9 protein-coding genes are annotated in these 13,175 nt (G+C 75.1%); 1 reads left to right on the top strand and 8 read right to left on the bottom strand.

Annotated features, from left to right (window positions below):
- Window positions 1-148: 148 nt before the first annotated feature.
- The 7 genes from OG335_RS27350 to OG335_RS27320 form a co-directional block, all read right to left on the bottom strand.
- Window positions 149-1,006, bottom strand: coding sequence for an ABC transporter permease (locus OG335_RS27350; RefSeq protein WP_405013779.1), 858 nt, complete (start codon window positions 1,004-1,006; stop codon window positions 149-151).
- Window positions 1,003-3,756 carry an alpha/beta fold hydrolase gene (locus OG335_RS27345; RefSeq protein ID WP_405013778.1) on the bottom strand — a complete coding sequence of 918 codons (2,754 nt, stop codon included), beginning with the start codon at window positions 3,754-3,756 and terminating at the stop codon, window positions 1,003-1,005. The genes OG335_RS27350 and OG335_RS27345 overlap by 4 nt, the downstream gene beginning before the upstream one ends.
- Before the next feature lie 73 nt (window positions 3,757-3,829).
- The gene (locus OG335_RS27340; RefSeq protein ID WP_405013777.1) at window positions 3,830-4,408 is read right to left on the bottom strand and encodes an O-methyltransferase; all 579 of its coding nucleotides are present in this window, start codon (window positions 4,406-4,408) and stop codon (window positions 3,830-3,832) included.
- Between the two features lie 242 nt (window positions 4,409-4,650).
- Window positions 4,651-4,947: a hypothetical protein gene (locus OG335_RS27335; protein WP_405013776.1), complete on the bottom strand. Its 297-nt coding sequence runs from the start codon at window positions 4,945-4,947 to the stop codon at window positions 4,651-4,653.
- Between the two features lie 94 nt (window positions 4,948-5,041).
- Window positions 5,042-5,392: a hypothetical protein gene (locus tag OG335_RS27330; RefSeq protein ID WP_405013775.1), complete on the bottom strand. Its 351-nt coding sequence runs from the start codon at window positions 5,390-5,392 to the stop codon at window positions 5,042-5,044.
- Window positions 5,393-5,596: 204 nt separating this feature from the next.
- Window positions 5,597-6,370: a hypothetical protein gene (locus OG335_RS27325; RefSeq protein WP_405013774.1), complete on the bottom strand. Its 774-nt coding sequence runs from the start codon at window positions 6,368-6,370 to the stop codon at window positions 5,597-5,599.
- 26 nt (window positions 6,371-6,396) lie between these two features.
- Window positions 6,397-10,434: a toxin glutamine deamidase domain-containing protein gene (locus OG335_RS27320; RefSeq protein ID WP_405015541.1), complete on the bottom strand. Its 4,038-nt coding sequence runs from the start codon at window positions 10,432-10,434 to the stop codon at window positions 6,397-6,399.
- Window positions 10,435-11,131: 697 nt separating this feature from the next.
- Between OG335_RS27320 and OG335_RS27315 the strand changes: the two genes are divergently transcribed.
- Window positions 11,132-12,418: an SUKH-4 family immunity protein gene (locus tag OG335_RS27315; RefSeq protein ID WP_405013773.1), complete on the top strand. Its 1,287-nt coding sequence runs from the start codon at window positions 11,132-11,134 to the stop codon at window positions 12,416-12,418.
- A 301-nt stretch (window positions 12,419-12,719) separates the two neighbouring features.
- On the opposite strand, the gene OG335_RS27310 is transcribed toward OG335_RS27315, so the two are convergent.
- On the bottom strand, window positions 12,720-13,175 hold the full coding sequence (locus tag OG335_RS27310; RefSeq protein WP_405013772.1) for a GNAT family N-acetyltransferase: 456 nt from the start codon (window positions 13,173-13,175) through the stop codon (window positions 12,720-12,722).

Below are 13,175 nucleotides of genomic sequence, written 5' to 3'. Positions count from 1 at the left end.
GGGAGGCGGAAAAGGAGGAGGCGGGCGGAGAGGGGGCGCGCTGGCCGGTTTCAGGAGAAGTGAGAAGGAAGCACGCCGCGGAGCCGCCCGCGGGAGCGAACATAACGCAGCGCGCCGCCGGGTGCCCAGCGATTTTCCCGCGGGGCCGTCAGGACACGATGTCCTTGCGGGCGAACCCGCGGAAGGCCAGTGCGATCAGCACGATCGCGTACGACACCGACAGGGAGGCGCCCTGGATCATGCCGCCCCATTCGAGCTGCGGCTGGAGGGCGTCGGCCCAGGCGTACTGCCAGTGTGCGGGGATCCACTCGCGGAGGTCGCCGAGCGCGGTGATGGCGTCGAGGACCCCGGTGACGATGGTGAGGAACACCGCGCCGCCGACCGCGCCGAGCGGCGCGTCGGTGGCGGTGGAGAGCCAGAACGCGAGCGCGGCGACGACGAGTTCGGCGACGAAGACGTACAGCACGGCGAGGCCGAGCCGGGGCAGCGCCTCGGCCGCGGGCAGGCTGGTGCCGGCGGGCAGCTGCAGGTCGCCCCAGCCGTACGCGACGGTGCCGACCGCGAGCCCGACCAGCGGGAGCAGCAGGATCGCGGCGGCCGAGAAGGCCAGCCCGACCGTCAGCTTGCGGGCGAGCAGCCGGGCCCGCGGCACGGGCGCGGCCAGCAGGTAGCGCAGCGACGACCAGCCGGCCTCGGAGGCCACGGTGTCGCCGCAGAACAGCGCGACCGGGATGACCAGCAGGAAGCCGGTGCCCATGAAGAGCAGGGTGGCGGCGAAGTTGGGCCCGGAGGCGGTGGCGAGTTCGATGAAGGTGGTGCGGCCGGGCCGGTCCGGGGTGCCCCCGATGCGGAACGCCACGAGGACGACGAACGGCAGCGCGGCGAGCACCCCGGCGATCACCATCGTGCGGCGTCGGCGCAGCTGGCGGACGGCCTCCACCCGCAGCGGCAGGGTGCGCCGCGCCGAGTAGCCCGCGGCGGCCGTGGCGGTGGAGGTGGTGCTCATGCGGGGCCCCCGATCAGGGAGAGGAAGGCGTCCTCCAGGCGGCGGTGCGGGCCGACCCGCTCCACCGGCACGTCGAGGCGCACGAGTTCGGCGACGAGCCGGGCCGCGCCGGTGCCGTCGAGCTGCACGAGCAGTCCGCCGGGCACGACGGTGGCCCCGGCGACGCCGTCGAGCGCGGCGGCCTTCTCCGCGGCGGCGGCCAGCTCCTCGGGGCCGTACCCGTCGCCGGTGGCGACGAGGAGCTGCTCGCCCGCGCCGACGATGTCGGCGACCGGGCCGGCGGTGACGAGCCGGCCGTGGTCCATGACGACGAGGTGGGTGCAGCTCTGCTCGACCTCGGAGAGGAGGTGGCTGGAGACGATGACGGTGCGCCCGGCGGCGGCGTAGCGGATCATGACGCCGCGCATCTCGCGGATCTGCGGCGGGTCGAGGCCGTTGGTCGGCTCGTCGAGGATCAGCAGGTCGGGCAGGCCCAGCATGGCCTGGGCGATGGCGAGGCGCTGCCGCATGCCCTGCGAGTAGGTGCGCACCGGGCGGGCGAGTGCCTCGCCGAGGTCGGCGATGGCGAGGGCCTCGTCCAGGTGGGCGTCCTCGGCGGGACGGCCGGTGGCCTGCCAGTACAGCTCCAGGTTGGCCCGGCCGCTGAGGTGCGGCAGGAAGCCGGCGCCCTCGACGAACGCGCCGACCCGGGAGAGCACGGGTGCGCCGGGCCGCACGGCGTGGCCGAAGATCCGGATCTCGCCGGCGTCGGGGCCGATCAGGCCCATGAGCATGCGCAGGGTGGTGGTCTTGCCCGCGCCGTTGGGGCCGAGCAGGCCCAGCACCTGGCCCTGTTCGACGCGGAACGACAGGTCGCGGACGGCGTACCGGTCGGCGGCGCCCTTGTAGCGCTTGGAGAGCCCGGTGATCTCCAGCGGCACGCCGGCGAGCGCCGGGTCGGCCGGCACCTGCGGGCGGCGACGGCGGCGCAGCAGGAGCAGCGCGGCCGCGGCGGCCACGGCGAGCAGCGGCAGCTGCCAGACCCGGGCGGGCAGCGGCGCGGGCTCGGTGTGCAGGGCGGCCACGGTCGGTACGGTCAGCGGGCCGGCCACGGCGACGGTGTAGACGGCGGGCTGCGCCGGCGAGGCGTACGCGAGGTCGGTGGAGGCGAGGACGAGCCGCACGCGGTGCCCGGCCGCGAAGGAGTGGTCGACGGCGGGTAGCGCGACCTCGACGGTGCGGCCGCCGGCCGCGTCGGCGCCGGTGACCCGGAGCGGGGCGACGAGCTGCTGCGGCAGGGTCTGCCGGCCGTCCGGGCCGACGTCGTAGAGCTTGGCGAAGAGCACCGCGTCCGGCCGGTCGGCGTGCACGGTGACGGAGACGCGCGGCTGCCCGGTGAGGTCGAGGGCCTGGTCGAGCGGGGTGGAGTCGAAGGTCGCGTACTGGCCGGGGAAGTCGACGGCGAGGCCGGTGCCGAGGGCGGCGGCCTGGGAGAGGGCGCCGATGCCGGGCACGGTGGAGATGTTCGGCGGGGCGCCGCCGGGCGGGTTGGCGATCGTCTGTGCGCGGCCGGCGAGCTCGACGCTGCGGGTGGCGGTGCCGCCGAGGCCGGGGTAGGCGGGGGCGTCGGCGCCGCGCAGGACGGCCTCGAAGCCGGTGGAGTCGACGCCGCCGGTGCGGGTGACGCGGAACGCCGGGCCGGTGTCGGCGGGCTTGCCCGCGAGGTAGTGGTCGAACCAGGCGGTGACGCGGGCGTCGGTGCGCTCGCTGCCCTCGGTGCCGCCGTCGTGGCCGCCGGCGAACCAGTCGACGGCGACGGGGGCCCCGTTGGCGGCGACGGCGCGGGCGATCCGGTCGCCCTGGTCGAGCGGGAACAGCGAGTCCTGCTGGCCCTGCACGACGAGGGTCGGCACCGTGATCCGGTCGGCGACCGAGGACGGGCTGGACGCCTCCAGGGCGGCGACCGCGTCCGCGTCCGGCCGTCCGGCGGTGGCGACCCGGTTGTACATGGTGCACAGGGAGTCGAGGAAGCGGCCGCAGCCGACCGGGCCCTGCTGCCCGGTGCCCGCGCCGCCCTGCGGGGCGGCACCGGTCGGGGCGTCGGCGGAGCCGGTGGTGAAGAAGAGGCCCGCCCACAGCTTCTTGAAGACGCCGTCCGCCGCGGTCGAGCCCTGTGCGGCCTGCGGGAACAGCGCGTCGGCGAGGTTCCACCAGGTGATGCCGGCCGCGACCGCGTCGACCCGGGGGTCGTAGGCGGCGCCGAGCAGGGCGGCGGCGCCGCCGTACGAGGCGCCGGTGATGCCGACCCGGGGGTCTCCGGCCTTGTCGAGCTGCACCTCGGGACGCTGGGCGAGCCAGTCGACGAGCCGGGTGACGTCCTGGATCTCGCGGTCGGGGGCGTTCAGGCCGATCCGGCCACCGGAGTGCCCGAAGCCCCGGGCGGACCACGTCAGCACGGCGTAGCCGGAGCGGGCGAGCTGCTCGGCCCGGGCGCGCTCGCCCTCCTTGGAACCGCCGAAGCCGTGTGCGAGGAGGACGGCGGGCCGCGGCGAGCTGCCGGTGGTGAAGAAGGAGGTGTCGATCTGCACGGTCGCCGTGCTGCCCGGGGTCTCGGGCATGGCGAGGAGGCGGTCCTCCTGTCGCACCGCGGCGCCGGAACCGCCGGTGGCGGTGCTGACCGCCCCCACAGCGATCAGCACCGCCACCACCACATACGCCACCAGCGCACGCCGCCCCACCAGCCGCCTGCGCCAGTCCCCACCGATCCCCATGAGCACCGACCCTAACCCCGTGGCGGGTAGGGAGCCCGTAAAGGCCGCGATCACCGGGCAGGCCCCTGACCTGTCAGGACGTGCGGACGGCCATCAGCAGACCGGACGCCCACGCCATCCGCACGGTCCGGAAACCGGGGCGGTCGGTCAGCTCGCCGAGCAGCCGGTGCACGGAGTCCAGGTGGGTGGCGGGCCAGTCGGGCTGCGGCAGCAGGTCGTCCACGACGTAGGTGCCGCCGGGCGCCACCAGCCCGAGGGCGGTGTCGAGGTGCGTGTACTTGCCCGGCCAGGTGTCGGCGAAGACCAGGTCGAAGGGCGCGCCGCGGTACTCCTCCAGCCAGGCGCCTCCGTCGCCGCACGCGAAGCCGACCCGCGGGTCGCCGCCGAGCTGCTCGCGGGCGACGGCCTGCACCTCGCCGTCCAGTTCGACGGTGACCAGCGAGGCGTCCGCGTCCATGCCGCTGAGCAGCCAGGCGGTGCCCTCGCCGATGCCGGTGCCGAGTTCGAGGATGCGGCCGCCGGGCCGGGCGGCGGCGAGCGCCGCGAGCAGGGCGCCGGTGCGGGTGTCGCAGGACCTCGTGAAGCCGTGGTCCGCGGCGGCGGCGCGCAGCCCGGCGACGGCGGGAGGGAGGTGGGGCGTGGTGTCGTCCATGCCGGGATTCTCGGGCTACGGCGGTCCGGCCGCACCCCGTTTTCCCCGCCCGATGCCACCGCGCGATGTCCCGCCCGGTGCGGCAGACCGGTGCGGCATACCGGCGGCGGCGCCGGGGCGGTGACGGCTGGTCAGCGCGTACGCGCGAGGGCGAGGCCGTCCCGTACGGGGAGCATCACGGCCACCACGGCCCGGTCGACCGACCGCCGACCGACCGCGTGACCGGCCTCGCCGCCGCGGGCTCAGACCCACTCGGCCGGGGAGACGTCCGGCTCGCTGCCGCGCACCCAGATCACCGAGGACCCCAGCACGATCCGGGTCACGGCGAAGGCCGACTCCCAGCCGCCCGGCAGCCGGAGCCGGCCGCGGCGGCTGCCGCCGACCGCGCCCACGGCCGCCGCGCCGTCCCGCGACTCCAGCGTGCCCGACCAGCTCGTGAGACCGAACTCGGGCAGGAACCCCGTGAGGTCGGCGTGCACGTCGACCTCACGGCCCTCCGCAAGGAGGGTCGCCGATCCGCGGTAGACGAGAGTGTCCATGACTCGACCTTGCGCCGACCGACCGGCCCGCGCACGGCGGGGCGGTCGGCATCCGGACACCGGGCGCAGCCGACAGCCGGCGTCCGGCGGACCGCTACGGCCGGCCGTCCCGCTTCGGCCTGTCCCGCTCGGCCTCCTCGGCCTCGCGGACCATCTTCTCCGCCCGCGCCTCCGACCTGCGGCGATCCTCCGGCGACATGTTCTCGGCCGCGTCCCGCATCTGCCCCAGCCGGTCGCCGATGGCGTGCATGTAGCGGTCGGAGCCGATCACGTCCTGCATGCCGATCCGGCCGCTCAGCACGTCCTTCGCCATGCCCTGCAACTCCGGCCCCAGCGCGGGGGTGTTGGCGATGGTGCGCAGCGCCTTGTGCAGCGAGGCCGCCTGCTCCGGGTTGTCGGCCACCTCCAGCAGTTCGTCGTCACCGATCTCACGCTCTGCGGCCATCACGGCCACCTCCCCGTCCTCGTGCAGGATGTGCGACCCGCACCGCTGCCGCGGTCGTTCCCGGCAGGGGCGGTCGCACTGACGGTGAGATCATATGCAACCGCCCCGGTGCGACGCAGGCGCCGGGAACGGACGAAGCGTCACGTGACGGTGCGTCGGCCCGGAATCCGCCCCGGCCCGGGGAGGCACGACGGTCCACGACGGTCAGGAGGAGGCGAGCGCCGCGGTGACGCGGCTGCGGATCGCGTCGTCCCCCACGGCGGCCAGGTACCCGGCGAAGCCGCGGCGCTCCGGCCCCGACGTCCGGTACACGAGGTCGACCGCGTGGTTCAGGGCCCGGTGCGAGGGGGTGGCGGCGAGCACCTCTGTGGCCAGGGCGATCGCCAGCGGCGCATCGGTCCGGGCGGCCGCCGCAGCCAGGTCCACCAGCTGGGTCGACAGGTCGAACCGCTGCGGCACCCCGTCCGCCAGCGACCGCACACCGCGCCGGACGGTCGCCGCGATCACCTCCAGGTTCGCCGCCACCGACGCCGCGTCGAGGAAGTACTCCAGCTTCCCGTCGAAGTACACGCGGTCGGCGAGACCGACGAGGGCCGTGACCGCGAGGGCCCGGTCCGGGCCGCTGCCCTTCTCCTCCGCGAGGTCCGAACCGTCCTCCATCGCGACCGCCAGCTGCGCGAACGTGCCGTCCACCGAGTAGGTGCGGTCGATGATCGTGTCGTACCAGGCCACCGCCGCGGGATTCCGCGCCGCCTCCACCACCGCCCGGTACCCCGCGGCCTCGCCCCAGCTGGTCAGCGCGTAGCACGCCAGGTAGCGCTCCTCCGGCGCGGCGGACCCGTCCGCCAGGAGTTCGGCCAGCGCGGGCACCCGGGTGGTGTGACGGGGGTCCTCCAGACCTGCGTCGACGATCTCGTAGGGATCCGCGACGGGCTCACCGTCGAACCCGACGTGGAACAGCAGGTCGGACGAAGTCATCGGACGGCCTTTCGTGGGCTCGGTCATCAGGCGGGCCCTTCAATGTAGTCGTGCGGAACGACGCCCTTGATGAGCCATTCCTCGTCACGGCTGGTGTTCTGCATGTCCAGAATCCGCTGCTGGAGCCGCTTGGCCGCGGTCTTGCTCAGTCCGTACGACTCGGCCAGCGCCTTCATGTCGTCCCGGCTCGAACCGGGGGGCAGCCGGATGTCGACGGGCTTGCCTGCGATCCGCTCCGCGTCGGCCTGGATGGCGGCCTGGACCTGCGCCGGCGAGTTGATCTCGACGCCGGTCACCTTGCCGTCGGCGATGTCCTGCTCCAGCTGGGGCAGGTCGATCCTGATGCGGTTGCCGCCGAAGTCCTTCGCCGACGCGCCCTCGCGGCTGAGCGACGTGTAGGGGCTGTCCGACTTGATCGGTCCTCGGCCGTCCACGTGGTCGACCATCGTCGCGGCACCGTTCGGATTCGCCGGTACGAGATCGCCGTCCGCGTTGAGATGGGACTTCCGTTGGCCCTTGTAGTTGGTCTCCGACCGGAAGTCGTCGTCGTTGCGTGTCAGGTTGTCGCCGGTGCCCGCCACGTCGTCCGGAATCGCCCGATCCGGCTGCTCCTCCGTACGGCCCTCCGTACGGTCCCCGCCGTGGTCACCGCCGTGGTCACCGTCGTGGTCCGCGCCGTGGTCCGTGGTCGGCCCGTGGTCCGTCGGGCGGCGGTCGGCATCGAGCGGGATGGCGAAGACGCCGTTGTCGCCGTCGTGCAGCGGCTGGTCGCTGCGCCGGCCGCTCTGGGCGTCGATGTAGGTGACGGTGCCGTTGTGGTTGACGGCGTTCCAGGCGTGTGCGCGGCCGTCGGCGTCGCGGGTGATGATGACCGCCTGCGCGCCGTGGCCGTCGCGGCGGAGGGTGTCCTCCAGCCGCCGGTAGGCCTGCGGGCCGTCGCCGAGATCGGAGAACTTGGCGCCGAGCGCGTTCTCGATCCGGTCGCGTCCGCCGCGCTCACCGCGGTCGGACGGGCGGCCCTCGGCGTCGTGGTCGGGTGTACGGGCCGCGGCGGGGGTCGGATGACCGGAGTAGGTGTCGACGGTGGCGAGCGCCACGTCGACGCAGTTGTTGTGACGGCCGGGGCCCGCGGGATCGTCGCCGTTGATGGCGTGCGGCCAGTCGCCCTCGGGGTCGGGGTGGCGCTGGGGCTTGCCGTCCGCGTCGCGCGGCACGGCGTCCTCGACCCGTTCGCGGTCGCGGTCGGACGGTTCCTCCAGGCCGCCGGGGCCGCCGTACGGGCGGTCCTCCGTCGCGGACCTGGGCGGGGTGCGGTCGGCCGACCCCGTGTCGGCCGCGGAATCCGCACGGTCACCGGTCGGCGTCCGCCCGTCGTGGTCGGACCCGTCGTGGTCGGGCCCGTCGTGGTCGGGTCCGGTGTGGTCGGGTGCAGGGTGGGCCGCATCGGGGCGGCCGGAGTCGGGGCGGCCCGCGTCGGGATGCCCGGAGGCCGGGTGCTGCCCGTCCGCGGCACGCTGATCGGGCCGGACCGGACCGTCGGACGTGCGGCGCGGGTCGGAGCCTTCCGGACGGTCCACGCCGGGGCGGCCGGTGGCCGGCTGCTGGCCGAGGCCCGTGGGGCGCTGCTCGGAGCGGTCGGTCCGGTCCGGTCGGCCGTCGGCCTGGCCGGGCACGGTCGAACGGTCCGGAACCGAACCCGCACCCGGGGTCGGGGTCGGGGTCGACGACGGGGACGGTCCGGCGGAGGGCCTGGCCGTACTCCCGGGCGCGCCACCAGTGGGCGCGGAACCACCGGCGGTGGGCACGCCCGCGCCCGGCCCGACCGGGCCGGTGGCCGTGGGGGCCGAAGTCTGCTGGCCGCCGGGGGCCGAGCCTGCCGGTTCGGCGCCGGTGCCACGGGTGTCGGGCGCTGCGGGGGCTGCGACCGAAGCGGTCTCGATCCTGGGGTCGCGGTGGGATCCCTCGGACGCAGCCGGACGGGCGTGGTCCGCCGCCGGGGCGGGCACCGCACCACCCGACGGCACGGTGCGGGGGTCGGCGGCGCCGTGCGAGGCAGCGGCTGGTTCCTGTACGGGGGCGCGGTGCTCCGGCGACGGCGCGGACGTGTCGCCCGGACGGCCGTGCTGCGCCGTCGGTGCATGCTGCCCGGCCGTCCCGGAACGGTCGGCCGGACCGGCGTCCGGTGCGGGCTCGTGCCGCTGCGGCGGGACGTCGCCGCCGCGCACCGGCCCGTACGCCGGTGTCGCCGTGCCGTGGTCCCCGCTGCGGCTCCCACCGTGGTCGCCACCCTGGTCGCCACTGTGGAAAGGCGTCGGCGAGCCGTCGGAGCCGCCCTGACGCACGGGCCCGTACGAGGGCGCCGGACGGCCGTCATCCGCGCGCGACGGACCGGGGGCCGGGTCGGACGCCGAGTCGGGTCTGGGGTGACCGGACACCGGCCCGCTCTGACGGGAATCGTCTCCGGACCGATCCTGCCGCGGCCCCTCGGCACCGCGGCCGTCCGCATCCCGCCTGTCGCCACCCCGGCCGTCGGAGTCCGGCGTGTGGCCGGGCGCAGTCGTGCCGCCGTCCCCGGTCGGCGCCGCCGCCGAACGACCGTCGGTACCCGTGTGCGCCGGAGCCGGACCCGAACCTGCGGCATCCGAACGGGAATCCGCCCCCGAGGCCGCCCCGGCGTCCCCGGTCGGCGCCGCCGCCGACCGACCGTCGGTACCCGTGTGCGCCGGAGCCGGAGCCGGACCCGAACCTGCGGCATCCGAACGGGAATCCGCCCCCGACGGCGCAGAACGCTCCGCCGACGGCACGCTGTCGCCGCCGGTCGGCATGGGCCCGGCACCTGATGCGGAGTCTGCGGGAAGACGGGTGCCGAAGGGGTCGAGGGGTGAGGAGTTGCGGTTGTCAGAGGCCGAGGGAGCCGTCTGGCCGTTCCCGCCGGGCGGTGTCGTTGCCTGGTCGCTGCGGCTTCCGGACGAGTCGGTCGACGTCGGGGTGTGCGGAGCGGAGGTGCTGCCGTCACCGGAGTGCCGCGGGCCGTCCGACGACCCTCCCGACGGTGTACCCGAGCTCCCGGCGGAACCCGCCGAGCCGGAGGAACCGGAGGAACCGGACCCGCCCGAGGAACCGGACGAACCGGGGGAACCCGCGGCACCGGAGGAGCCGCCGGAGCCACTCCCCTGCTGCCCGCCGCTCCCACCGCTGTCGCCCGCGCCCGTCGCGCCGTTGCTGCCGTTGCTGCCGCCGCCGTCACCACCCGCGGCTCCCTCGGCTCCGTTGCCGTTGGAGTTGGAGTTGGAGTTGCCGTCGGTGCCGCCGTTGGAGTCGCCGTGGCCGGCCGCGTTGTCGGCGTGGTGCCGTGCCGCGCCGCCGGCGCGGGAGCCGAGGCCGTCACGGAGGGACTCGGTGAAGGTCTGGTCCCAGTTCTTCGCGGACTCCTTCCCCTCCTCCCAGCCCGTCTTGACGGTGCGGCCGAGGTCGTAGCCGTCCTGCGCACCGAAGCCCTGGTTGACGGTCTGCGCGATGAGGTCCGAGATCATCGCCTGCACCGCGGAGACGATCGGATCCTTCAGCGTCTCCATGATCGCCTCGATCAGGGCGTCCCTGAGCTCCTTCAGCAGCCGGCGCACGATCATCTTCGTCGCCTGCGTCGCGCCCAGCGCGCCGACCTCGGACAGACCGAAGGTGAACGGCGCGGCGGCCTGCGCCGCGATAAGTTCCGCGGCCAGGATCACGAGCTGCGTGATCACCGCGATCTTGCACACCACCACGATCACCGCAGCGGCCTCGAACGCCGCCGCGATCAGCCGCGCCGCGGTCGCCGCATCCGCGAGGTAACCGTCCCCGCCCGTCGTGAACTTGTCGAACGCCGTCCCGAACGCCTCGATCGAGTCACCGGAGTTCGCCGACCGCACACTGTTCGCCGCACTCAGCGCACGGTAGTTGAGATCGTCGACCTGATCCGCGAAGTCACGCCACACCTGGGCGCACTCACGCAGCTTGTCCTCGTCCGCCTTCGGCCAGTCGAAGCCGAGCATCTCCAGGACCCACTCGACGCCGTCCGGCAGCATCAACGACACGGTTCAACTCCCCTTAGCGGCAGACCGTGGCCACGGCTCGGGCGGCACGGGTCACGGGTGGTGAGGACGGCGGGCGGTCCGGGGAGGATCCGGACGGCAGGGCGGGAGCACCGGTACGCGGCGGGCCGGTGCGCCGGGACGACGGCAGCGCTACGGACGGTTCGCGGCGCGTCGCCGCGCGCACCCGTCCGGCGCGGGCCGTTCCGTACGCGGGCACCCCGCACCGACGATCTGCTGCACCCTCACGGCCCCCGCCTCATCCCCGTTCCGAGGTCCGGAAGCTTCCGGAACCCGGCTCATGACACCTTCTCAGGGCCGCCGACCGTCCTGCAGTGATCGACGGACGCCCCTTCAGTCGGATGATCCTACTCATGCACGGGCTTCGGCCGCCTGACCGGACGTCTCCACACCGCTGTACCACCGCCCCACCACACCACCAACCCGCCGCCTCCACCGTCTCCACCGTCCCACCGCCCCAACGCCCCACCGGCCGGAGATCACGCGGCACCTCGACCCCCACATCCCGCAATCCCCGCAATCCCCGCAGTCGCCACAGTCACCGCGATCACCGGGTCACGCCCCCGAGCCCGCTCGATCATGCGATCATGTGCAGCCGAACGGCGGCCGCCCGCCCGAACGGTAGTCTCGGGCCGGGCACCCGACCGGTCCGCACGCACGGAGGATTCTCGTGATCACGCAGGAGCAGGCCCTCGCCACCGCCGAGAGCTGGCTGAACAGCGATGTCCCCGCCGAGGAGCGCCGTGGCGTCCGCCACCGCGAGTTCGACCTGGGCTGGGTGGTCTGGGCCGCGCCCGCGCCGTTGGAGCGCGATCCCGTGACGGGCGAGCGCCGCCCGCCGGCCGACCTCGGCGACGCCTGCGGCGTGATCGACCGCTCCACCGGCGCGTTGGAGGTCTGGCCGTCGGTGCCCGTCGACGAGGTGATCTCGCGGTACACGGAGAAGCACGCGCCGCCGGCCACCGGACCGGGCAACACCGCCGTCGCCACCTACCTTGACCCGGCGAGCGGCGGGGAGGTGATGCTCCACCGCATGTCCGGCCCCGGTCTGCCCCCGGCGGAGTACCAGCTCGCGGCCGAGCTCGACCGGCTCGGGGTGCCCGCGGGTGACGTGCTCGCCGTGCACACCGACCTGCGTCCGGCCACCCTGCCGGGCGGTTACACCGCGGCACTGCTGGAGCGGTCCTTCCCGAACGCCGAGATCTCCTGCGCCCACCCGTACGGCATCTTCGCCGACGAGCGGGCCGAGGGCGTCCGGGCGCTCGCCGACCGCGTGGAGTCCGTCGGCCGCCTGGCGGGCCGTCCGAACCCGCCCCGCCCGCACCGGGTGCCCGCCCCGAAGCCGGGTGAGGTGGAGGCGACCGGGCCCGTCCGCGACGTGGCGCTGGGCCGGCTGCTCACCGAGGTCTTCGGCGACACGGTCCGTCTCGACGCCGACGACCTGTCGAACAGTGCTCTGCCGGACGCCGCACGGGCGACCCTCACCTGGGCGGGCCTGCCCGCCGACGTGCCGCTGTTCTTCACCGCGGACCGCCCCGACGCCCCGCCCGCGGGCGGGCTGCTCGCCGATCTCCGCACGCATCTGACGGCCGCGGGCACGGAGGCCGGGGCGTCCGCCCTGGACGTCCTGGCCGGCTGGACGCGGATCGGCACCGACGGCTTCTGCGTGATCGCCGTGCAGTGCGGCGGCGACGAGCGGGCGGTCGGCTCGGTGTGGGCGGTCCATCCGCGGACCGGCAGCGGACGCTTCGTCAACGCCTCGGTCTCCGCGTTCCTGCGCAGCCTGGCGCTGCTGGCTCCCGCCCGCGCCGGGTTGCGGGGCCTGGACCCGCTGGCGGCCGGTGCCGCGGTGGCCTCGTTCCAGAGCGGCCTGGCCGCGATCGACCCGGACGCGTTCCACAAGGAGTCGGCCTGGTGGAGCGTCGTCGTCGAGCAGATGTGGCACGGCCTGTTCTGAGCGGCGGTCGGCCGCCGCCCGGCACCGGGCGCCGCCGGTGCGGCCCGCGGCGGCACTGATGCCGTAGCCGGGGTCCCGGTCCCGGTCGGGGCCGAGGTGGGCGGTCGTGCCGTCGACCTGCCGGGTGAGGCACGGGCCGTCCGCGGTGCCGTCCGGATCGGGCGCCCGCTCCCGCTCCCGCTCGCCGGGCGGGGCGGGCTGCCGTGCCGGACGTCAGCCCACCGGCGACGACGAACGCTCCCACCCGAAGATCGTTCACGGGCAGGAGCGTGGCGGCCGGGCAGGTTGCCGGAAAACGCCGTCAGAACACCCGCACCATCGTGCGGTGCGGGATCCCCGCGTCGTCGTAGACCGGGCCCTCGGCGGTGTAGCCGAGGCGCTCGTAGAAGCCGAGGGCGTGCACCTGGGCGTGGAGTTCGAGCTCGCGGGCGCCGCGGTCGCGGCCCTCCTGCTCGATCGCCCGCACGAGCTCGGCGCCGAGCCCGGTGCCGCGGGCGGCCTTCCGCACGGCGAGGCGTCCGAGGAGCACCCGGCCCTCGATGCCGGTCAGCTTCAGTGCGTCCGCCCCGTGGATGAGGCGGCCGGTGCCGAGCGCCTCGCCGTCGGGTCCGGTGGCGAGGAGGTGCACCGAGGTGGCGTCGAGCTCGTCGTACTCCAGCTCGACGGGGACGTTCTGCTCCTCGACGAAGACCTCGTGGCGGACGCCGCGCACCCGGGCGAGGTCGGCCTCGCCGGTGGCGACGCGGATCCCGGCCAC

The sequence above is a fragment of the Kitasatospora sp. NBC_01539 genome (assembly GCF_045040525.1).
Classification (GTDB): Bacteria; Actinomycetota; Actinomycetes; order Streptomycetales; family Streptomycetaceae; genus Kitasatospora.
This window is presented reverse-complemented; position numbering and strand designations above follow the sequence as displayed.

Bases quoted from the DNA above. Each gene is read 5' to 3' on its own strand.
- OG335_RS27320 (WP_405015541.1), bottom strand. From the start codon at position 10,434: ATGCTGCCGGACGGCGTCGAGTGGGTCCTGGAGATGCTCGGCTTCGAC.
- OG335_RS27330 (WP_405013775.1), bottom strand. From the start codon at position 5,392: ATGGCCGCAGAGCGTGAGATCGGTGACGACGAACTGCTGGAGGTGGCC.
- OG335_RS27345 (WP_405013778.1), bottom strand. From the start codon at position 3,756: ATGGGGATCGGTGGGGACTGGCGCAGGCGGCTGGTGGGGCGGCGTGCG.
- OG335_RS27325 (WP_405013774.1), bottom strand. From the start codon at position 6,370: ATGACTTCGTCCGACCTGCTGTTCCACGTCGGGTTCGACGGTGAGCCC.
- OG335_RS27340 (WP_405013777.1), bottom strand. From the start codon at position 4,408: ATGGACGACACCACGCCCCACCTCCCTCCCGCCGTCGCCGGGCTGCGC.
- OG335_RS27350 (WP_405013779.1), bottom strand. From the start codon at position 1,006: ATGAGCACCACCTCCACCGCCACGGCCGCCGCGGGCTACTCGGCGCGG.
- OG335_RS27335 (WP_405013776.1), bottom strand. From the start codon at position 4,947: ATGGACACTCTCGTCTACCGCGGATCGGCGACCCTCCTTGCGGAGGGC.